The organism is Candidatus Poriferisocius sp. (assembly GCF_965204015.1).
Taxonomy (GTDB): domain Bacteria; phylum Actinomycetota; class Acidimicrobiia; order Acidimicrobiales; family Bin134; genus Poriferisocius.
Genome location: NZ_OZ241965.1, coordinates 382,985 through 404,189, shown reverse-complemented (window position 1 = coordinate 404,189; position 21,205 = coordinate 382,985). Strand labels below are relative to the sequence as shown.

Here is a 21,205-nt window from a genome sequence, read left to right as displayed (position 1 = left end):
GCGATCATGGTGGTCTTCACCCTGATAGGGGTGGTTCTCAGCGTCCGGCTGGCCGACCTTCAGCTCTTTCGCTCAGACGCCTACGTGGAGTACGGCCAACAACAGCGGATACGAACCATCAAGCTGACGGCTGACCGAGGCCGAATACTCGATCGCCATGGAGTGGAGCTGGCCATATCGGTGCCCCAGATGACCGTTTGGGCCGATCCAAGCCAGGTAAAAGATCCAGCAGCTGCGGCAAGCGCTCTTGCCCCCGTGCTGGAAATGGACGTGGGGCGGCTTTTCCAGCTGCTGAGCGAGCCCGATCAGCATGCCTATCTGGCCCGCACCGTGACCGATAACGTGGCTGCCCAAGTGGCCGCTCTCAATTTGAGCGGTGTGTTCCTGCTGGAGGAGTCGGCGCGATTCAATCCGGCTGGCGCCCGCTTGGGACAGGCTGTGGTGGGAGCCGTGGACGTGGACCACAATGGCATCAGCGGCCTCGAGTACCAATACGACGACCTGCTGGGCGGAATACCCGGCGAGATGGTGCTGGAGAGCAGCCACGATGGACGCACGATTCCTACCGGCGCCCGGAAGATCAAGCCTGAGGAGCCGGGTGCCGATCTGTTCTTGACCATCGACCGCTCCTTGCAATTCGAGGCTGAGCGGGCGCTGAAGCACCAAATCGACCAAGTCAATGCGTCCAGTGGCACTGTCGTCATCATGGTTCCCACAACCGGCGAAATTCTGGCCATGGCCTCTGTCGGGCGAGACCGAGAGGGCAATCCGGTCTCGCTGGGCGAAAACCGCGCGGTGACTTGGTCTTATGAGCCCGGATCGGTGATGAAGAGCGTGGTGTTCTCCGGTGTGATCGAGGAGGGGCTGGGTGCCCCGCACCATGTACGCGAAGTCAACCACTGGCTTCACCTCTACGATCAGGAGTTCACCGACCACACCGAGTACGGCACCGTGCTCTACAGCATGGAGGAGATACTGGGCCGCTCGTCGAATACCGGCACCGTGGAATGGGCTCTGGTGCTTGGCTCCACCCGCCTGGCCGCGTACCTGTCCGGGTTTGGGCTGGGATCGGCTACGGGACTGGGATTCAAGGGGGAGTCATCCGGTTTGGTGCCCCAGCTCTTGAACTGGAGCGGCACCGACGTGGGCAGCTTCGCGTTGGGCCAGGGCATTTTGGCCACTCCGCTGCAAGTACTGATGACGTACAACACCTTGGCCAACGACGGCGTGCGAGTGCCGCCCACCCTGGTTCGCTCAGCGGTCGGGGCTGATGGACAGGAGATCCCGGTGGAGCGAGGTGAGCCGGTGAGGGTCGTGTCAGAAAGCACGGCCGCGCAGATGACCCAGATGCTGGTCACCGTTGTGCGGGAAGGGACGGGACGGAATGCCCAGGTCGAGGGCTACTCCATTGCTGGCAAGACCGGAACCGGTCAGAAGGTGTTGTCGAGCGGCAGCTACGAGGACAGCGAGGGGTTCAGCCGCTACACGGCCACGTTCGCCGGCTTCTATCCGGCAGAAGATCCCCAACTCTCGATGATCGTGGTGATTGACGAACCCACTACCAACTTCTACGCCAGCCAAGCCGCCGCTCCGCTGTTTGCCGAACTGGCCAAATACTCCCTCCAGCGCCTCCGTATTGCTCCGCCGGCCAAATTCGTCACCGTCGTACCCAAGCTGGGACCCGCCCCCACACCCCAGCCAGCCCCCGCGCCGACCCCCGAGTCCGCGCCGGCACTGACCCCCGCCCCCACACCCCAGCCGACGCCCGAGCCCACGCCCCAGCCCACGCCCCAGCCCACGCCCCAGCCCCCGCCCGAGGCGACGCCTGAGCCGACGCCCGATGACCCTGATCAGGCAGTGGCACCTCAAGAGTCGGGGGCGCCCGCGCCGGTGCCCAATGAGGCGCCCCCACCGGAGGACGGACCATGACGACACCGGCCATGGCGCTGCAAGATCTGGCGGAGGCTGCCCCTGGGCTGGTTGGCTGTCGCGGTCAGGCCGCGATCACCGGGCTGGCCCACGATTCCCGGGCGGTGAAGCCCGGCGACTTGTTTTTCTGCGTGCCCGGTGCCGAACACGACGGCCACCAGTTCGCAGCTGATGCCATTGGTCGGGGAGCAGTTGGCCTGGTGGTGGAGCGCCCACTGGGACTGGGCTGCCCCGAAATGGAGACTGCTTCGGTGCGCCAGGCCATGGGGCCGATCAGCTCCACCTTCTACGGCCACCCTTCCCAATCCATGGCTGTCATCGGAGTTACCGGCACCAACGGCAAGACCACTGTGTGCAGCCTGCTGGGCTCGGTGCTGACGGCTGCGGGCCTGCAAACCAAGGTGCTCGGCACGCTAACCGGAACCAGAACCACTCCTGAGTCCCTCGACTTGCAGCGTCAACTGGCCTGCTGGCGGTCGGCTGGTGTGGAGGCGGTGGCCATGGAGGTTTCCAGCCACGCCTTGCACCAACACCGGGTGGACGGGATTCGCTACACCGTCGCGGTCTTCACCAACCTCACCATCGACCACCTCGACTACCACGGCACCGCCGAGGAGTACTTTGAGGCCAAGGCCCGCCTCTTCGCCCCCGAAATGGCCGACCGCGCGGTGGTCAACCGGGGCGACGAATACGGTCGGCGGCTGCTGGCCGATCCCCGTATTCCCACTTTGGGCTACGACTCCTCAGATTTGTCGGTTGAAGTGGGGCCGCGGGGCTTGACCATGCGGTGGCAGGGCCACAATGTCGCCCTGTCGCTCATCGGTCGATTCAATGCGGCCAACGCCTTGGCCGCGGCGGAAGTCGCCGTGTTGCTGGAAGTGGGCGTACCCGAGGTGGTGGCCGGTCTGGAGTCGGCCGTCCCCGTGCCGGGCCGTTTCGAGACCATCGAGTCCAGCCGCCCGTTCACGGTGGTCGTGGACTATGCCCACACACCCGACGGATTGGCTCAGGTGCTGGCCGCTGCCCGGGAGTTGGTCGCCAGCTCTGGACGCCTATGGGTGGTGTTCGGATGCGGGGGCGACCGGGATTCCAGTAAGCGGCCGATGATGGGCCGGGTGGCGGCCGAGCTAGCCGATCAGGTCATCGTCACCTCCGACAACCCCCGTTCAGAGGATCCCGAAGCCATAATCGCCGACATCTTGAGCGGTGTGCCCAAGAACACGGGTGCCATATCGGCTCAGCCCGACCGTCGGGAGGCCATAGCCCATTGCTTGGCCGATGCATCGGAAGGCGATGTGGTGCTGGTAGCAGGGAAGGGCCATGAGACCACGCAGGTGATTGGCGACCAGGTGATTCCCTTCGATGATCGAGAAGTGGTCCGAGAACTGGTGGCTGGCGGGGGTGAACGCCGATGATCCGCCTCTTGTTCGCCGTTGCCATCGCCGGGGTGGCCTCGGTTATCGGCACCCGCTTTCTGATCACCTTCCTGCGCAAGCACTCCATCGGCCAGCCGATCCGCTTGGACGGACCTCAAGGCCATGTCAGCAAGGCGGGGACACCCACCATGGGTGGAGTGGCCATCGTGGTCGGCGCGCTGGCCGGATATGGCATCAGCGACCTCTACAACGGCATCTTCACCCGCACCGGTTTGATCGTGATGCTTGCCATCATCGGTTCAGGTGTCGTCGGGTTCGTCGACGATTGGCTCAAGGTCTCCCGAGCGCGCAACCTGGGACTGGGCAAGCGGACCAAGATCTTGGGCCTGTTGATCGTGGCCGTGGGATTCGCAGTGCTGATGATCCATCTCACCGATGTGCGCACCGAACTCTCCTTCACTCGGTACGACTCTCTGAACATCGACTTGGGGCCGTGGGGATGGGGACTCTGGGCGGTACTGCTGATCCTGGCCACCAGCAACGCGGTGAACCTGACCGACGGTCTCGACAGCCTGGCCGCGGGGGCCTCGATATTCGCCTTTGCCGCGTTCGTGATCATCGGCTTCTGGGCCTTCCGCAACCAGGACATCTACGGCATCCCCCACGCCTTGGACTTGGCCATTCTCGCTGCGGCCCTGTTGGGCGCCAGTGCGGGGTTCATGTGGTGGAATGCCGCTCCGGCCCGCATATTCATGGGCGACACCGGTTCGCTGGCCCTGGGTACCGGCATGGCCGCCCTGGCCTTGGCCACCAACACCCACCTGCTGTTGCCCATCATCGGCGGCCTGTTTGTGATGGAGACCCTGTCGGTGATCATCCAGGTGTTCAGCTTCCGCGTGTTCGGCACTCGGTTGTTCCGCATGGCTCCCATCCACCACCACTTCGAGCTCGGCGGGTGGCCGGAGACCACGGTGATCATCCGGCTCTGGATCATGACGGGGTTCGCCACTGCTGTGGCGCTCGGACTCTTCTACGCCGACTTCGTTTCCATCGGAGGAGCAGATTGAGCCGGGCACCTGTTCTGCTGGTTGGCTTCGCCGTTACCAACCAGGCGGTCTGCGCCCAGTTGACCGAGCGCGGCCATTCGGTGATGGCCACCGACGATGCCGCCGATGAACAGCTCCGCAGCCAAGCCGCGGCGATGGGCGTCGACCTGCTGGAGCGGCCCGCTCCTGACGACTGGATGGCCCTGGTAGCCGATGCCCGAGTAGTGGTTCCCACCCCGGGGCTGCCCGAGTCCCATCCCGCGCTCGGTGCTGCGGCAGCCGCGGGCACGCCGGTGGTCTCCGAGTTCGATTTGGCCCAGCGATGGGATTCCCGTCCGACACTGGCGGTGACTGGTACCAACGGCAAGACCACGGTGACGCTTCTGGCCGCGGCCATGCTGGAGGCTTCCGGCATCGCGACGAGCGTGGCGGGAAACACGGAGACCCCGCTGGTGGAGGCCATCCGGGATCCTCAGCCGGCCGCGTTCGTGGTGGAGGCATCTTCTTTCCGGCTGGGCCACAGCCAGTGTTTTCGCCCCTCGGTAGGGGCATGGTTGAACTTCGCCCCCGACCATCTCGACGTTCACGCGTCGCTGGACAGCTATCGGAAGGCCAAGGCCGCGTTGTGGCGCCAGGCCGATGAGCACACCACTGCGGTGGTGAACCGAGACGATGCGGTCGTTGTCTCCCACACTCCCGGCAAAGGCCGGGTAGTGACGTACGGACTCAGCGAGGGCGACTATCGGGTGAGTGACGGGGCGCTGTGGGCAAAGTCGGAGAAGTTGGCCGATATCGCGGAGTTGCGCCGGTCGCAGCCCCACGAGCTGTCCAACCAGCTGGCCGCGGCAGCGGTGGCTATGACCGGGGGGGCCCATTTGCAGGGAGTGAGGGCAGCCATGAGGGAGTGGACCGGGTTGCCCCATCGGATGACGCTGGTGGCCGAGCACGGCGGCGTTCGCTACTACGACGACTCCAAAGCCACCACCCCCCACGCGGTGTGGGCCGCAGTGCGGTCGGCGGCGCCAGCGGTACTCATCGCCGGGGGGCGCAACAAAGGCCTCGACCTGCGACCGCTGGGCGAGGTTGCCGACGGGGTGCGCGCCGTCGTGGCCATCGGAGAGGCCGCATCCGACGTAGAAGAGGCCTTTGCCGGGCGGTGCCCGGCGACGCCGGCAGAGTCGATGGACGAAGCGGTGAGATTGGCAGCCGAGCGGGCCCGAATCGGCGACGCGGTGCTGCTGTCGCCGGGTTGCGCCTCTTTCGACTGGTACGGCTCCTACGCCGAGCGGGGCGATCACTTCGCCCAGCTCGTTCGAGAGATGATCGGAGGGTCGCCATGACCGCCATTACTCCCCGGGTCCCACGACGAGCGTGGGCGACAGCACTCCGGTCGGCGCCCGTGGGCCAAGCCACCGCGCCCTTTTACGTGCTGTTCGGATCGGTCATAACCCTCACGGCCATCGGCCTTGTCATGGTGCTTTCGGTCTCGTCGGTCACCGGGCTCTATGTGGGCCAGTCCACCTGGTTCACCTTTCAGCGTCAGCTCGTGTGGAGCATCGGGGGGCTGGTCGCCATGGTCCTGATGATGCGGGTGGACTATCGGTACTGGCGGAAGTACGCCAATGCCGTGGTGGCGCTCACCATGCTGCTGCTGATAGCCGTGCTTGTGCCGGGAATCGGCACGACGGCCAAAGGGGCTACCCGATGGATCTACTTCGGCCCGATCAGCTTCCAGCCCTCTGAGCTGGCCAAGCTGGCCATGGCCCTGTTCGCCGCCGCCTGGCTGGCCGACAAGGCGGGCCAAGAAGACAATGCCCGGGTCACTATTCGGCCGGTGCTAGTGGTGTGCAGCCTTATGGCCGGGTTCATCCTGCTCCAGCCGAATCTGGGCACTGCGGTGATCATCGGATTGATCGCCTTCGCCGCGCTATTCATGGCTGGAGTGCCCCTTCTCCCGCTGACCGGATGGTCGCTGTTCAGCGCAGGGGCGGCCGCGCTGGCCGCCTGGGGGTCGGGCTACCGCCGCAACCGGGTGCTGTCGCTGCTCGACCCGTGGGCCGATCCGCTCGACTCCGGCTGGCAGTCGATCCAGTCTCGGGTGGGCATCGCCTCGGGCGGCCCCACCGGCGTCGGGTTGGGGGAGAGCCGGATCAAGTGGGGATTCCTGCCCGAGGCCCACACCGACTTCATTTTCGCTGTTCTGGCTGAGGAGATGGGTTGGCTGGGTGCGATATTCGTGATCGGGTTATTCGCTGGGTTTGTGTTCTGTGGGATCGGCGTGGCCCTCCGCAGCCCCGACCGATTCGGGCAAGTATTGGCCGCAGGCATCACCATTTGGGTGGGCAGCCAGGCGTTCGTGAACATTGCCGCGGTGGTAGGAGTACTGCCGATCACCGGGGTTCCCCTCCCGTTCTTGTCAGTCGGCGGCTCTGCACTGTTGATGAACATGGCAGCCGCCGGTTTGTTGTTGAGCATTGCCCGACAAATCCGAGTCGAACCGTGAACCTCCCAGCTCAGCCGGACGGGTCAGAAGAAGGGCAACGTCCTTCTGACGGTTCCCCGGTGTGGGCGGTGATTGCCGGAGGCGGGACCGCAGGCCATGTCCACCCCGGATTGGCAGTGGCCCGGGCGTTGGTTCGGCGCGGCTATGAACCCGAGAGAATCCACTTTGTGGGCTCGGCCCGGGGAGTGGAGCGAGATCTGGTGCCGGCTGCCGGATTCGAGTTGACCATGCTACCCGGGCGGGGAATCAAGCGGCAGCTGTCGTGGCAGAACCTGTCGTCAGCCTGGGGGCTGGCCCAGGCCGTGGTTCAGGCCACAGGACTGCTGCGGGGCCTGCGGCCGGCGGTTGTGCTGGGGTTGGGAGGCTACGCCAGCGTGCCCTGCGCTCTGGCAGCTCGACTGCTCAGGATTCCGTTGGTCGTGTGCGAGCAGAACGCTGTGCCTGGCGTGGCCAATCGCTTGGCGGGGCGTTGGGCTCGGGCTTCCGCGGTGTCATTCCCAAGCACCAAATTGCCCCGGGCGGTGCTCACCGGCAATCCGGTGCGCGACGAGGTCCAGAGGGTCAACCGGGACAATGACCGGCTTGCGGCCCGAGCCTCCCTCGAGGTGGGTGAGGAACGCCGTCTGGTGGTTGTGGCCAGCGGGTCGCTGGGCGCGGCCCGAATCAACCGAGCCGCGTTCGAAGCGGTTGGCCACTGGGCCGATCGGGAAGATCTGGCGGTACACCATGTGATCGGTCGGAGAGATTGGCAGGAGCTGGCTCACCTGCGACCCGACCTGTCTCGCGCCGCGCTGGACTACAAGGCGGTGGAGTACGAGATGGACATGCCCACGGTGTATGCCGCCGCCGATCTAGTGGTGGGACGAGCCGGAGCGTCGAGCGTGGCCGAGTTGGCAGTTCTCGGGTTGCCGTCGGTGCTGGTTCCGCTGCCGGGAGCGCCCGGCGATCACCAGACGGCCAACGCCGCCTATCTGGCTGCTGTCGGAGGGGCCGTTGTGGTTCCCGACGCTGAGATGGGCGGCACCCGCATGGTCGAAGAAGTGGACAGCCTGCTGAAGGTTCCCGGTCTTTTGGGGGCCATGGGACAAGAGGCGGCCGGTGTCGGTCTCCGAGACGCCGACAATCGAGTGGCCGATCTTTTGGAGCAGCACGCCCGCAGTTCCCACCGAGGCAACCGGGGGAAGCAACAATAGAGCCATGGTCGATTTGTGCCCGACAGCCCGGGTTCACCTCTTGGGGGTGGGCGGGGCAGGGATGTCGGCCATTGCCGTGGTGTTGCACGGGTTGGGATGTCGAGTCAGCGGCAGCGATTCGGCCGACTCAGCCGTGCTCGACCGTCTGCGGGAGATCGGGGTGGACGTTTTCGTCGGCCACCACGCGGCCCAGATTTCCGGTGCTGATTTGGTGGCCCGATCCACCGCCGTGGGCGATGACAACCCCGAGGTGGCCGCGGCCCGGCAGGAGGGCATTCCCGTGTACCGCCGGGCCGAGATCCTGACGGCAATTACCGCGCTGAGGTCCACCGTGGCGGTGGCCGGTACCCACGGAAAAACCACCACCGCGGCCATGCTGTCCCACGTGCTCATGGCGGTGGGGGCTGATCCGGGATTCGTCGTGGGTGCAGTCTTGGCCGACGGCAGCATCGGGGCCCGCTGGTCGGAAGGGCCGTGGCTCGTGGTGGAGGCCGACGAGAGCGACGGAACGTTCGGGGAGCTGATCGTGAGCCGGGCGGTGGTGACCAGCGTCGAGCCCGATCATCTGCGCCGCGACCGCCCGGTGGCCGAGCTGGAGGCGGAATTCGCCCGGTTTTGCGCCGGTGCCGCCGATGGGTTGGTGGTGTGCGCCGACGACGCCGGTGCAGTCAAGGCCTCTGAGAACTGCGACCGGGTTCTCTATGGCACCGGGCCTGAGGCCGACTACCGCTGGACAACCCGGCGCCGCGACCGGAACATGATCGTCGGCGAGGTCACCGGCAGCGACGGGTCGCTGGGACCGGTGACCGTGCCCATGCCCGGAGATCACAACGCCCTCAACGCGTTGGGGGCGCTGGCCATGGCCTGCGAGCTGGGGGTGGACTGGTCTGATGCCGCCAACGCCATGGCCGGGTTCGAAGGGGTGGCCCGGCGGTTCGAGCACCGTGGCACGGCCGCTGGAGTCGACTTCATCGACGACTATGCCCACCTGCCCACCGAAGTGGCTTGTGCGTTGAAGACCGCATCTGAAGGGGGTTGGGATCGGGTGGTGTGCGTGTTCCAGCCCCACCGCTACACCCGGACCTCGCAGCTTTGGACGGAGTTCGCCCACTGCTTCGAGGCCGCCGACGCGGTGATCATCACCGACATCTACTCCGCGGGAGAACCGGCCATCCCCGGGGTTTCCGGGAAGCTCATCTGGCAGGCGGTGACCGACGCCCACCCGGGGTGGGACGCGTCCTATGTGGCGGGCCTCGATGACGCCGCCAACCATCTGGTTGGTGTGCTGCGCCCCGGCGACCTGTGTTTGACCCTGGGGGCCGGTGATCTGACCGAGGTGCCAGAGCGGGTGATCTCAATGCTCGCCGGGCGACGATGAGCATCTGCGACTGGGGCCAGCTGGCTGAGGATCTGGCTGAGGTTCTGGGGTCAGAAGCGGTGAGCCGAGAACACCCGATCGGTCCCGACACCACCTACCGGGTGGGGGGCGCGGCTCGGGTCGGTGCGACCCTCGCCGTTGACGTCGACTTGACCGCGGTGGCCGAGACACTGGCCGCCCACCGCACAGCTGTGCTGGTGGTGGGCAAGGGTTCCAACTTGCTGGTGGCTGACGCCGGATTCGACGGCGTGGCCGTGGGGCTGGGCGCCGGGCACGACTGGGTAGAGGTCGATGGCCAGCGGCTCAGGGCCGGGGCTGCGGCTGGGCTTCCGGTGTTGGCCCGCCGGAGCGCGGCTGCCGGGTTGACCGGCTTCGAGTGGGCGGTTGGGGTGCCGGGTTCATTGGGAGGCGGGGTCCGCATGAACGCTGGTGGGCACGGTGCCGACATGGCCGCATCCCTGATCCGGGCCGAAGTGGTCGATCTAGGAGTCGGCGGTGTGGAGCAGTGGGATGTGGAGCGGCTCAAGCTGGGTTACCGGAGCTCCGCGTTGGCCGACCACCACTTGGTTGTGTGGGCCGAAATGGGGTTGGCCACAGGGGACGAGGCAGCCTCGCAGGCCCTCATTGCCGACATAGTGGCGTGGAGGCGCGAGAATCAGCCCGGAGGACAGAATGCAGGCTCCGTGTTCACCAACCCCCCCGGCGACCACGCCGGGCGGATCATCGACGCCGCGGGCTTGAAAGGGCGCCGGGTGGGCACTGCCTCGGTCTCAGACAAGCACGCCAACTTCTTCGTCGCCGACCGGGATGGCTCGGCCGACGATGTCTTCGCGCTGATGTGCGATGTCTTCGCGCAAGTCCAGGAGAGGTCCGGAGTCTCATTGCAGCCAGAGACCCGTCTCATCGGTTTCGGTTCAGGCCCGTGGAGTGATCAGGCAGGCTGAGATGTCCTCGGATCAGACACCTGAAGACAAGCACAAAGATCAGCTCCCTCCGGTTGATCCCCGGATCGAGGCTCGGCGCAATGACGTTCGGACCCGTCGCCGGCTTCGGGTATGGATCACCGTGGGGGTTGCCTTTGTCTTGGTGGCCGCGGGCTTCGGGATTTCCCAGAGTCCTCTTCTGGATGTGGACGAGATCGAGGTCATCGGCGGGCCGCGCACGGGCGCTGACCAGATCTTGGAGGCCGCGGGGGTAGAGGTGGGAACCCCGCTCTTGGGGCTGGATTTGTCGGGTCCCCGAAAGTCCATTGCCGCCCTGCCGTGGGTGGATCAAGTTCGGTCCAGCCGGACCTGGGGGGGAAAGGTCACCTTCGATGTCACTGAGCGAGAAGCAGTGGCCCAGATCCCTGTGGATGAGGGATGGGCGCTGGCTGATGGCCAGGGAAGAGTGCTCGAAGTCACCACGACTTCTGCCAACCTGCCGGTGGTGTTGATCAGCCCGGTTCCCCAACCAGGGGGGTGGCTGCGAAGTGCCGCCCTGCCCCTCTTGGAGGCCAGCGAGGCTTTGATACCTCTTCAAGGGGAGGACATCGGGTCGATTTCTTTGGTGAACGGGCAGGTGATTGTGGATCTTCCCGGAGGAGGGGAGGTCTTATGGGGAGGCCGAGACGACCCGCGCGGGAAGGCGGTTGCGCTGGCCACTATGTTGGCCAGAGTCGTCGACGAAGACTGTTTGGAGCGGTTGCAGAAGATCGATCTGAGCGTCCCTGAGCTTCCGAGCTTGACCCCAAAGGACGCCTGCCCTTAAGCTAGATATACCTCAACTAGAGGAATAGGTTCTAAAGCCTCAATCTCTCATTCAGATAAACCGTTTGTTGAGAGTGAAGGTTTGAGCTTTGGAGTGAGGAATCCCCATGATTGAACCCCAGAACTACTTGGCAGTCATCAAGGTCATTGGCGTGGGCGGCGGCGGTGTCAACGCGGTTGACCGCATGATTGAAGCTGGCTTGCGCGGCGTCGAGTTCGTAGCTGTCAACACCGACGCTCAGGCTCTGCTCATGAGTTCAGCCGAGGTCAAGCTCGACATTGGTCGAGAGTTGACTCGAGGGTTGGGCGCAGGCAGCGATCCCGAAGTCGGCGCCCAGGCGGCGACCGATCACCGCAAGGACATCGAAGAGGCGCTCAGCGGCGCCGACATGGTGTTCATCACCGCGGGCGAGGGAGGCGGCACCGGAACCGGGGCTGCCCCGGTCATCGCAGAGATCTCCAAGAGCATCGGCGCGCTCACCATCGCGGTGGTGACTCGGCCATTCGGCTTTGAGGGCCGGCGCCGCTCGGTGCAGGCCGAGGGCGGGATCCAGGCCCTCAGGGACAAGGTCGATACCCAGATCGTCATCCCCAACGACCGGCTGCTCTCCATCTCTGACGACCACACCTCGGTTGTGGACGCGTTCCGCAAGGCCGACGAGGTGCTGCTGCACGGAGTGCAGGGGATCACTGACCTGATCACCACCCCGGGGCTCATCAACACCGACTTCGCCGATGTGCGGATGGTGATGCAGGACGCCGGGTCGGCGCTCATGGGCGTCGGCATCTCCTCCGGCGAGGGGCGGGCGGCCAGCGCGGCCCGCAAGGCCATCGCCAGCCCGCTGCTCGAAGCCTCCATCGAGGGTGCCCGCGGGATCCTGCTGAGTATCTCAGGCGGTCCAGATCTGGGCATCTTCGAAGTGAACGAGGCCGCGGAGATCGTCCAGGGAGTTGCCCATCCCGACGCCAATATCATCTTCGGCACGGTGGTGGACGATTCGATGGGCGACCACATCCGAGTGACGGTGATCGCCGCCGGATTCGACCGGTGGGAAGGCGAGCGAGCCACTCGGATGTCGGTTTCCGAATCTGCGGGTCCGTCGGACGTGGCCGATGTGTTCGGTGGAGCAGACGACGATCTGTTGGCCTCCGATGTCGACGACGAGTTCGACATCCCCTCCTTCCTTCGGTAGCCCGATGGCCGGCCTCGGTTGGCCGATCCCGTGACCAGCGCGTCAGAAGTCACGCAGCACTTGGGCGCCCTGCGAGAGCGGCTGGCTCGCGTCGGGGGCGATCAAGTGCAGGTGGTGGCTGTGACCAAGGGCTTCGGCCCCGAGACGGTGGTCGCCGCGGTGGGCGCCGGGCTTATGGATGTGGGGGAGAACTATGCCCAGGAACTGCTGGCCAAAGCGGACGGTGTCAGTGAAGAGTTGGACGCCGAGATCCGACCTCGCTGGCACTTCATCGGCCGGCTCCAGCGCAACAAGATCCGCAAGATCGCCCACCTCGTGGACTTGTGGCAAAGCGTGGACCGCATTGAGGCTGGGGTCGAGATCGCCCGGCGGGCACCGGGTGCCCGCGTCCTGGTCCAAGTGGACGTCGCCGGCATTGGAGAACGCGGGGGATGCCCGCCAACAGACACCGCTCAACTGGTCACTGGCTGCCAGCGGGCCGGTCTCGAAGTCGTGGGCCTGATGGCGGTGGGAGAGCCCGGCCCTCCAGAGCGCGCTCGTCCTGGTTTCCGACTGCTGGCGACCCAAGCCGCTGATCTTGGCCTTTCTGAGCTGTCTATGGGCATGAGTGGCGACATCGAAATCGCGGTGGAGGAGGGTGCCACCATGGTCAGGGTGGGCACCGCGCTGTTCGGCCCTCGCCCTCGCTGAGGGTTTCAACGCTGCTCAGGGGAGAGGGGTCAGAACCCTCTGTCCCCGATTCGGGGGCTGCTTCCTGTACCATCGACAGGATCAAGTGAGCGACTGCCGAGAGGGGGATGCGCCTATGTCATCCATGTGGCAGAAAACAAAGTTTTGGCTCGGGTTCGGGACGGAGGAGGAGTTTCCCTCCGGGGGCTACATGGAGCAGGAGCCCGACATGCGCCTCGTGGCGCCGACATCCGAGGACCAGTATTCGCCGGGAGGCGATACCGGCTCGGTTCGACCGATACCGTCGAGCGAGCCGGCTGAGGGCGAGGCCAGGGGCGACCAGCCCCACACCAGCTTTGTCCGTCCCATACCCTCGGTTTCTTCCAAACCGTCAGTGGTGACTCCCACCTCGTTTGACGATGCAAAAGACGTGGGAGACTGCTTCCGAGGTGGTCAGGCGGTCATCGTGAACCTGCAGCACGGCAGCCGGGAGGTGGCTCGGAGGCTTATCGACTTCTCCAGCGGTCTCTGCTATGGACTGGACGGCCGGATGGAGCGTGTCGCCGACCACGTGTATCTGCTGACCCCTTCCAACGTGGAGGTGTCGGCCGAAGAACGGCGCCGCATGGAGCAGACCGACTACCAAAACAGCTGACTTTCTGTATCGCTACTCAGCTCTTTCCAAGTGGACTTGCAAACGACCCGCGTCTATATCCGATTCGCCGGCTGACACTGCCTCAACCTCTGCGGCAATGAGCTCTAGATCGCCGACGGCCAGAACTTGTTCGCATACGTAAGTCTGGTGGACCTTGACGGCTTCAACTATCTCCGTTCCCGCAGTCAGCTTCACTGCGATCCGATCGGTGACGTCCAGGTCTTGATTCTTGCGCTCGGCCTGGATCGCCCGGACCACATCTCGGGCTATCCCCTCGGCGGCCAGTTCGGGGCTGACGGCCGTGTCGAGGACCACCAGGGCATCGTTGGTGCGCAATGCGGCGGCTGTGGTGCCCTCAACCGGGTTGAGAGCCAGTTCGAACTCGGTGTCTGACAACGTGTGCCCGGCAACCGTGACAGTGCCGTCGGGGCTTTGCTCCCAGCGGCCGGATTTGGCGGCGGCGAACACCTCCTGCACATCCTGGCCCAGACGGGGGCCCAGCACTTGGCCGTTGGGACGGAGCACAAACTGTCCGTAGGCCGTCAGGTCGCGGCTGAGAAGAACCTCCTTCACGTTCACCTCATCAGCGATCAGATAGGTGAACGGCGCCAAGGTGTCCACTTCCCGGCCGGCCACGGTGAGCGACAGCAGGGGCTGGCGGACCCGTATCCCCTCGTCCTCCCGCACACGCAGCCCAGTGGAGCACACGTCACGCGCCCGGTCCATGGCCGCGGCCAACTGAGGATCGGCTGGCAGTTCGGCAGGGTCGGGCCAATCGGACAGGTGGACGCTCGTCTCCCCCGTGAGTCCCCGGTGGATCTCCTCGGACACCAGGGGCAGGAATGGGGCGAGCAGTCGGGTCAGGGTGGTGAGCACGGTGTACAGCGTGTCGTAGGCGTCTTGCTTGTCGTCGGCCGACGACGGGCGGGCTGGCGCCCAGAAACGGTCTCGGCTGCGGCGGATGTACCAGTTGTTGAGGGAGTCGATGAACCCCTCCAGCTCGGAGGCCGCGCCAGGCAGGTCGTAGGCGTCCATGCGCTGGGTGACTGCCTCGACCAACTGACGGGTCTTGGCCAGGATGTAGCGGTCCAAGAGTTCCTCGGAGCCGGTTCGAGGCTTGGCCTGGACGCCGTCGGCATTGGCGTACAGTGCGAAGAAGTAATAGGCGTTCCAGATTGGGATGATCACCTGACGGAGCACGTCGTCGATCCCCGAGTCGTCCAGGCGGAGGTCGCCGCCCCGGACGATGGGCGAGCCCATCAGGTACCAGCGCAGGGCGTCAGCCCCCTTGGTCTCGAAGATCTCCTCGGGCTCGGTGTAGTTCCTGAGCTTTTTGGACAGCTTCCGGCCCTTGGCGTCGAGCAGGATGCCATGGCAGATCACGTTGTTGAACGCCGGCCGGTCGAACAGGGCGGAGGCCAGGACGTGGAGGGTGTAGAACCAGCCCCGAGTCTGGTTGATGTACTCCACGATGAAGTCGGCCGGGAAGTGGTGCTCAAACCACTCCTTGTTTTCGAACGGGTAGTGAACCTGGGCGAAGGGCATCGACCCCGACTCAAACCAGCAGTCCAACACCTCGGGAACCCGCCGCATGACAGATGCGCCAGTGGGGTCGTCGGGATTGGGCCGGGTCAGCTCGTCGATGAACGGACGGTGCAAGTCGACTGGTCGCACCCCGAAATCCCGCTCGATCTCGTCCAGGCTGCCGTAGACGTCGACTCGGGGGTACTCGGGATTGTCGCTGCGCCACACCGGGATGGGCGAACCCCAGAACCGGTTCCGGCTGATCGACCAATCGCGAGCCCCTTCCAGCCAGGTGCCGAACCGGCCGTCGCGCACATGGCCTGGCACCCAGTTGATCTGCTGGTTCAACGCCAGCATCCGGTCGCGGATCTCGGTGACCCGCACGTACCACGAGCTGAGCGCCCGGTAGATGATCGGCTCGTCGGTGCGCCAGCAATGGGGATAGTTGTGCTCGTAAGTGGCGTGGCGCAAGATACGCCCTTGCTCCTTGAGCCGGGCGATGATGCCGTTGTTCGCCTCAAAAACGTTCGTTCCTGACCAGTCGGACACGTCGGCGGTGAAGCAGCCCTGGTCGTCCACCGGCACCACTACGGGCACGCCGTTGGCCTCAGCTACCAGCTGATCTTCTTCACCGAAGCCAGGGGCCGCGTGCACAACTCCGGTGCCCTCGGCGGTGTCCACGAAGTCGGCCCCCACCACCCGGAAGGCGCCGTCTGAGATGAGGGGAGCGAAGTAGTCGAAAAGTGGCTGGTAGCGCCGCCCGATCAACTCGGTCCCGGCCACGGTTCCCACCACCCGGCCCTGGTCCAACTCGGCCCCATAGGCCTCCAGCGTTTCCGCAGCCAGAATGACGTGGCCGTCGTCGTGCTCCACGATGGCGTACTCCACCTCCGGGCCCACCACCAGCATCAGATTGGATGGCAGGGTCCAGGGGGTGGTGGTCCAGGCCAGCAGGCGCAGTGCCCCAGGGTCGCCGGGCTCGGGCATCAGATCGAAGGCCACGGTGATGGCAGGGTCCTGCCGGGGTCGGGTGGCGTCGTCCAGGCGGATCTCGAAGTTGGACAGCGGGGTCTCGGCCGCCCACGAATAGGGCATCACCCGGTAGGCCTCATAGACGAGGCCCTTGTCCCACAGCGTCTTGAACGCCCACATGACCGATTCCATATAGGGCAGGTCCATGGTCTTGTAGTCGTTCTCAAAGTCCACCCAGCGAGCCTGCCGGGTCACGGTGGTCTCCCACTCCCGGGTGTAGCGCTGCACCGATTGGCGGCAGTAGTCGTTGAAGCGGTCAACGCCATAGGCAGTGATGGCGGCCCGGCCCGACACCGCCAGTTCCTTCTCGGCCTCCATCTCGGCGGGCAAGCCGTGGCAGTCCCATCCGAAACGGCGCTCTACCCGGCGGCCCCGCATGGTGTGGTAGCGGGGGATCACGTCCTTCACGTAGCCGGTAAGCAGGTGCCCGTGGTGGGGGAGTCCGTTGGCGAACGGGGGGCCGTCGTAGAACACGTACTCGTTGTCGCCGTCGGCGCCCGCGGGCCGAACCTGCACCGAATGGGCGAAGGTCTTGTCCTGGTTCCACGATTCCAGCACCCGCCGCTCGATCTCCGGGAAGGAGGGTTTGGGGTCCACTTCGGAATAGGGGGTGGTCGGATCGGACAACGGGCCTCCAGGCATGGCAGGAAATCACAAAATAACCCGTCCTAGGGCCGGTTCAGACATTGTTAAGCCTCCCTGGACCATTTGAAAGTAATTGGCGGCAGCGGCGGCTACACTGCCGCCTGCAATGGCTGCGAAGAAGACCGCACCAAAGACATCTGCCAAGAGCAAGGCCGGCGGCAGCAAGCCCGCGGCGAAGAAGCCCGCGGCCAAAAAGCCCGCGGCGAAGAAGCCCGCGGCGAAGAAGCCGCTGTTCGACAAGAAGTACCTTGACAAGCAGCGGCGGCTCCTTTTGGAGGAGCGCAGCCGCTACATCGATTCCGCCACCCGTCTAAAGGCCGAAGCCGATTCCCTGGTAGAGGAGAGAGAACCAGGAGATGTCCAGTTCGATGAGGAATCGGGCGAGGGCGACACCTTGGCGGTGGAGCGGGAGCGGGACCTGGCTCTCAGCGCCCATGCCCGCGCCGCGGTCGATCAGATCGACGCCGCCTTGGCTCGGATTGACGACGGCACGTACGGCATCTGCCTGGTTTCGGGCAAGCCGATTCCCCGGCAGCGTCTCAATGCCATTCCGTGGGCGGCGGAGCGGGTTGAGCATAAAGCCGGTGGGTTCTAAGACCCCCGAGACAGATCTCCGATCTCGCCGCCACAATCTGGTCTTGTTGGGGGTGGCCGCCTTCGTGGTGGCTGTAGATCAACTGACCAAATGGTGGGCACTTGAGGCGCTGAGCGACCGGGACATCGATTTGGTCTGGACCTTGCGACTTCATCTGGTCCACAACACCGGAGCCGCCTTTGGCGTGGGCCAGGGTTTGGAGACCGTGATCGCGGTGGTGGCCCTGTTGTTCGTGATCGTGGTGGCATGGGCCAGCTGGGGAGGCCGCCGACTGGCGCTGCCGCCGGTGCTTCTGGGCATGGTGCTGGGTGGCGCCATCGGCAATCTGGCCGACAGGGCGGTGCGGTCCGGCGACGGATTTCTGGGTGGGGCAGTGGTCGACTTCATCGACCTCCAGTGGTGGCCGGTGTTCAATGCGGCTGACTCCGCCATTGTGGTGGCCGGGATCGCCCTGGTTCTGATCGCTCCCCGCTATCGCCAGCCCCAGTCTGCCGACGGGACTGACAATCCTGGCGAGGCTGATGAGGCCTGAGGAGGTTGTTCCCGAGGCGCTGGCCGGCGAGCGCCTCGACCGGGTGGTCGCACTGGTTTGGGAATGCAGCCGAACCGAGGCCGCCCGCCTGGTTGACGGCCAGAAGGTGGCGGTCAACGGTGTCCCCGCGGCCGGACGGTCGCAGCGGATGGCCACCGGCGATCGGATCACGCTGTCGGAGGTTCCCGCGGTGGGCCGACCAGCGCTGACGCCTGATCACTCAGTGGAGATCGAAGTGGTGTATGCCGACCAACAGGTGATCGTGGTGAACAAGCCCGCTGATCTGGTGGTCCATCCTGGACCGGGCCATGCAACCGGGACGTTGGTAAACGGCCTGATCGCTCGATTCCCCGAAATCGCTGAGGTCGGTGCACCGGAGCGCCCCGGCATCGTCCACCGGCTCGACCGAGGCACCTCGGGGCTGCTCATGGTGGCCCGTACTCCGGATAGCTATGAGGTGCTGACCGCGGCGTTGGGCGGCCGGGAGGTGCACCGGGGCTATACCGCCCTCGTGGCGGGGATGCCGGCCGATGACCGGGGGGTGGTGGACGCCCCCGTGGGTCGCTCAGCTCGGCACCCCGTCAAGATGGCTGTGACCGCCGACGGTCGTCCGGCCCGAACTCACTATCGGGTGACGGCTCGAATGCCGGTCAGCTCCGAGCCGTCCGAAGAGGCGGTCCCGTATGACACCGCCTGTTTGGAGTTGGAGTTGGAAACAGGCCGAACTCATCAGATCAGAGTGCATTTGGCCGCCATCGGCCACCCGGTTCTGGGCGATGATCTCTACGGCGGCCCGACCGTTCTTGGCATCAGCCGCCCCGCACTGCACGCCCGTCGGCTGGCTTTCGACCATCCCAGCACCGGCGAGCAGCTCTCCTTCGAGGCCGAGCTCCCCGTGGATCTCTCCCGGCTCTACCGGCTACTCCGCGGCTAACTGGAAGATCTGTCGGATCCGGGCCAGGGGAGCAGGCCGTTGGCCGTCTTGGCGATGTCGGCCAGGGTGTAGTTGCTGAGCAGGTCGTGCATGATGTCGCCCACATGGGTCCAAATGGCCAAGAGCACGCACTGGCCCTCGTGGTCGCAGGCGCCGTCACCATGGGGCTCGCCGAAGTCACCCAGAACGATGGGCCCGTCCACTGCGCTCACTATCTCGCTCAGCCTGATATCGCAGGCCGGTCGGGCCAGGGCGTAGCCACCCCCCGCTCCCCGCTTGGAGCGCACCAGCCCGGCACCCTTCAGTGCTTGGAGGATCTGCTCCAGGTAAGGCTGGGGGAGTCCGGTGCGCTCGGCGATGTCCCGCGCCGAGGTGGGACCGGACTCGTCGGCGTGCAGGGCCAGAGACAGCAGCGCCCGGCTGGCGTAGTCCCCACGGGTCGATACTCTCACCGCCTCTCACCCTAGTGGTGCCGATTAGGTTGAAGGCCGGATGGAGCGTCACCCCGACAACGACAGCTTGGCCGCTGGCAGTCCGGCGACGGGCTTTCCGGTGCTGCCCGACTACCGGGCAGCCTGTTTGAGCAACGTGGTGCCCGCCCTGCTCGGCCCGCCGGATGCCTCGGGCTGGCTGCCCACCCCGGCCCGCGAGGCCAAAGCAGTGGTGCTGTTGCTGGTGGACGGCATGGGGTGGGAGCAGCTTCAGGAGCGAACCGGGTTGGCTCCGGTGCTGTCGGGCATGGAGGGCGGCGCTATCACCACGGTGGCCCCCACCACGACGACCACGGCGCTGACCTCGCTGACTACTGGCGCAGCTCCCGGCGAGCACGGCTTGATCGGCTATCAGATTCACATCCAGGGGCAGGTTCTGAACGCCCTGCGGTGGACGGCGGGGCCGAAGAAGGCCGATGCCCGCAAGAACATCGTGCCCGAGCAGGTGCAAACCCGGCCCGCCTTTTTCGGGCGGCGGGTGCCAGCAGTGGGCCGGAGCGAGTTTCGCGGGACCGGCTTCACCCGGGCCCATCTCGACGGTGTCGACCACCGGGGCTACAAGCTGACCAGTTCCATTGCGGTAGAGGTGCAGATGCTGGTGGACGGCGGCGCGCCACTGGTGTACGCCTACTACGACGGACCCGACCGGGTGGCCCACGAATACGGATTCGGCCCTTACCTGGACGCGGAGTATGCCGAAGTGGACCATTTGGTGGGGCAACTCCTCGCCGCGCTGCCACCAGAGGCCGCGCTGCTGGTGGTATCTGACCACGGCCAGGTCATGGTGGGCGATGCCACCGTCGAGCTGGCCCGCGACGTGTTGGCCCTGTCGTCGGTGGTCTCGGGGGAGGCCCGGTTCCGTTGGCTGCACGCCCGACCCGGCCGGGCTGGCGAGCTCCTGAGCGTGGCCACCGAGCGCTACGGCCAATATGGCCTGGTAGCCGGGAGGCAGCAGGTGCTGGATGAGGGGTGGCTTGGTCCCTACGTAGGCCCGGAGGCCCGGTCGCGGATGGGTGACGTGGCCTTGGTCCCCCGCGACCCGGTGGCGTTCACCGAGCCCAAGCCTCCGGATCGGAGTCCTGCCGGCAACGAGTCCAAGCCGATTTTTCAGCTGATCGCCCGCCACGGCTCGCTTACCTCAGCCGAGATGCTGGTCCCCTGTCTGGCCGCCTATGGAACCCGAGGCTGAACAACGTTGTCCGGGTCTCGGTAGCAGCGGGTAGATTGCCAGCCATGTCCGACACCCGTCAGCCGATGCCCGCGGAGGCCGCCGAGGTTGTTCACGATGGGCCCCATCCCGTCAGCGGGCCAGCTGAGCCGGAGACGGCCGGAGAGGCCATCGAACAGCCGGCCAAGGTGATGAGGGTCGGCACGATGATGAAGCAGCTCTTGGACGAAGTTCGCCAGTCCTCGCTGGACGAATCCAGCCGCGACCGGTTGCGGGACATCTACGCCACCTCGATTGAGGAACTGGGCTCGGCGCTGTCCGCCGATCTGCGCGAGGAGCTGGATCGCCTGATCCTGCCGTTTCCCGAGGATCACCCCCCCAGCCAAGCCGAGCTACAAGTAGCCAAGGCCCAGTTGGTGGGCTGGCTGGAGGGTCTCATTCAGGGCATCCAGGCGGCGCTGTTCGCCCAGCAGGTCTCCGCGCAGCAACAGCTGGCCAATATCCGGGCCGAACTTCCCCCCGGAGCCGCCGCCCCCGGACCCGACCGGGCCCCGGGCACGTACCTCTAGTTCATTCCTCTCGTACCCTATAATC

The 21,205-nt window shown here is 65.7% G+C and carries 19 protein-coding genes; 17 read left to right on the top strand and 2 right to left on the bottom strand.

Annotation, left to right across the window (positions count from 1 at the left end; genetic code table 11):
• Positions 1–6: 6 nt before the first annotated feature.
• The 12 genes from ACOGJC_RS01805 (at position 7) to ACOGJC_RS01750 (ending at position 13,690) form a co-directional block, all read left to right on the top strand.
• The gene (locus ACOGJC_RS01805; RefSeq protein WP_419846803.1) at positions 7–1,929 is read left to right on the top strand and encodes a peptidoglycan D,D-transpeptidase FtsI family protein; all 1,923 of its coding nucleotides are present in this window, start codon (positions 7–9) and stop codon (positions 1,927–1,929) included.
• The gene (locus tag ACOGJC_RS01800; protein WP_419846802.1) at positions 1,926–3,344 is read left to right on the top strand and encodes a UDP-N-acetylmuramoyl-L-alanyl-D-glutamate--2,6-diaminopimelate ligase; all 1,419 of its coding nucleotides are present in this window, start codon (positions 1,926–1,928) and stop codon (positions 3,342–3,344) included. The genes ACOGJC_RS01805 and ACOGJC_RS01800 overlap by 4 nt, the downstream gene beginning before the upstream one ends.
• Entirely contained in the window at positions 3,341–4,372 is a 1,032-nt protein-coding gene (mraY, locus tag ACOGJC_RS01795; RefSeq protein WP_419846801.1) for a phospho-N-acetylmuramoyl-pentapeptide-transferase, read from the top strand. Before ACOGJC_RS01800 ends, mraY begins: the two co-directional genes overlap by 4 nt.
• On the top strand, positions 4,369–5,691 hold the full coding sequence (gene murD, locus ACOGJC_RS01790) for a UDP-N-acetylmuramoyl-L-alanine--D-glutamate ligase (RefSeq protein WP_419846800.1): 1,323 nt from the start codon (positions 4,369–4,371) through the stop codon (positions 5,689–5,691). Before mraY ends, murD begins: the two co-directional genes overlap by 4 nt.
• Entirely contained in the window at positions 5,688–6,854 is a 1,167-nt protein-coding gene (ftsW, locus tag ACOGJC_RS01785) for a putative lipid II flippase FtsW (RefSeq protein WP_419846799.1), read from the top strand. The genes murD and ftsW overlap by 4 nt, the downstream gene beginning before the upstream one ends.
• Positions 6,851–8,047 carry an undecaprenyldiphospho-muramoylpentapeptide beta-N-acetylglucosaminyltransferase gene (gene murG, locus ACOGJC_RS01780; RefSeq protein ID WP_419846798.1) on the top strand — a complete coding sequence of 399 codons (1,197 nt, stop codon included), beginning with the start codon at positions 6,851–6,853 and terminating at the stop codon, positions 8,045–8,047. The genes ftsW and murG overlap by 4 nt, the downstream gene beginning before the upstream one ends.
• Positions 8,048–8,051: 4 nt before the next feature.
• A complete protein-coding gene (gene murC, locus ACOGJC_RS01775; protein WP_419846797.1) occupies positions 8,052–9,425 on the top strand; it encodes a UDP-N-acetylmuramate--L-alanine ligase in 1,374 nt (457 codons plus the stop codon).
• Complete coding sequence (gene murB / locus ACOGJC_RS01770) at positions 9,422–10,369, top strand: UDP-N-acetylmuramate dehydrogenase (protein WP_419846796.1); 948 nt, start codon at positions 9,422–9,424, stop codon at positions 10,367–10,369. The genes murC and murB overlap by 4 nt, the downstream gene beginning before the upstream one ends.
• 1 nt (position 10,370) lies before the next feature.
• A complete protein-coding gene (locus ACOGJC_RS01765; RefSeq protein ID WP_419846795.1) occupies positions 10,371–11,174 on the top strand; it encodes a cell division protein FtsQ/DivIB in 804 nt (267 codons plus the stop codon).
• Positions 11,175–11,280: 106 nt separating this feature from the next.
• Entirely contained in the window at positions 11,281–12,366 is a 1,086-nt protein-coding gene (ftsZ, locus tag ACOGJC_RS01760; RefSeq protein WP_419846794.1) for a cell division protein FtsZ, read from the top strand.
• A gap of 18 nt (positions 12,367–12,384) precedes the next feature.
• Complete coding sequence (locus ACOGJC_RS01755) at positions 12,385–13,056, top strand: YggS family pyridoxal phosphate enzyme (RefSeq protein WP_419846793.1); 672 nt, start codon at positions 12,385–12,387, stop codon at positions 13,054–13,056.
• Between the two features lie 115 nt (positions 13,057–13,171).
• Complete coding sequence (locus tag ACOGJC_RS01750; RefSeq protein WP_419846792.1) at positions 13,172–13,690, top strand: cell division protein SepF; 519 nt, start codon at positions 13,172–13,174, stop codon at positions 13,688–13,690.
• 12 nt (positions 13,691–13,702) lie between these two features.
• On the opposite strand, the gene ileS is transcribed toward ACOGJC_RS01750, so the two are convergent.
• On the bottom strand, positions 13,703–16,888 hold the full coding sequence (ileS, locus tag ACOGJC_RS01745) for an isoleucine--tRNA ligase (protein ID WP_419846791.1): 3,186 nt from the start codon (positions 16,886–16,888) through the stop codon (positions 13,703–13,705).
• A gap of 109 nt (positions 16,889–16,997) precedes the next feature.
• Between ileS and ACOGJC_RS01740 the strand changes: the two genes are divergently transcribed.
• The 3 genes from ACOGJC_RS01740 to ACOGJC_RS01730 are packed head-to-tail and all read left to right on the top strand — an operon-like array spanning position 16,998 to position 18,952.
• Positions 16,998–17,486, top strand: a complete 489-nt coding sequence (locus tag ACOGJC_RS01740) for a TraR/DksA family transcriptional regulator (RefSeq protein ID WP_419846790.1) — start codon at positions 16,998–17,000, stop codon at positions 17,484–17,486.
• Positions 17,476–18,018, top strand: a complete 543-nt coding sequence (gene lspA, locus ACOGJC_RS01735; RefSeq protein ID WP_419846789.1) for a signal peptidase II — start codon at positions 17,476–17,478, stop codon at positions 18,016–18,018. The genes ACOGJC_RS01740 and lspA overlap by 11 nt, the downstream gene beginning before the upstream one ends.
• Positions 18,008–18,952 (top strand): RluA family pseudouridine synthase, encoded by a 945-nt coding sequence (locus ACOGJC_RS01730; RefSeq protein ID WP_419846788.1) that lies wholly within the window; start codon positions 18,008–18,010, stop codon positions 18,950–18,952. Before lspA ends, ACOGJC_RS01730 begins: the two co-directional genes overlap by 11 nt.
• Here ACOGJC_RS01730 and ACOGJC_RS01725 read toward each other — a convergent pair.
• On the bottom strand, positions 18,949–19,404 hold the full coding sequence (locus tag ACOGJC_RS01725) for an RrF2 family transcriptional regulator (RefSeq protein WP_419846787.1): 456 nt from the start codon (positions 19,402–19,404) through the stop codon (positions 18,949–18,951). The genes ACOGJC_RS01730 and ACOGJC_RS01725 overlap by 4 nt on opposite strands.
• 40 nt (positions 19,405–19,444) lie before the next feature.
• Here ACOGJC_RS01725 and ACOGJC_RS01720 point away from each other — a divergent pair, with 40 nt between their 5' ends.
• Together ACOGJC_RS01720 and ACOGJC_RS01715 are read left to right on the top strand one after the other, a co-directional pair.
• On the top strand, positions 19,445–20,632 hold the full coding sequence (locus ACOGJC_RS01720; RefSeq protein WP_419846786.1) for an alkaline phosphatase family protein: 1,188 nt from the start codon (positions 19,445–19,447) through the stop codon (positions 20,630–20,632).
• Between the two features lie 44 nt (positions 20,633–20,676).
• On the top strand, positions 20,677–21,180 hold the full coding sequence (locus ACOGJC_RS01715) for a proteasome activator (protein ID WP_419846785.1): 504 nt from the start codon (positions 20,677–20,679) through the stop codon (positions 21,178–21,180).
• The last annotated feature ends 25 nt before the right edge of the window (positions 21,181–21,205 follow it).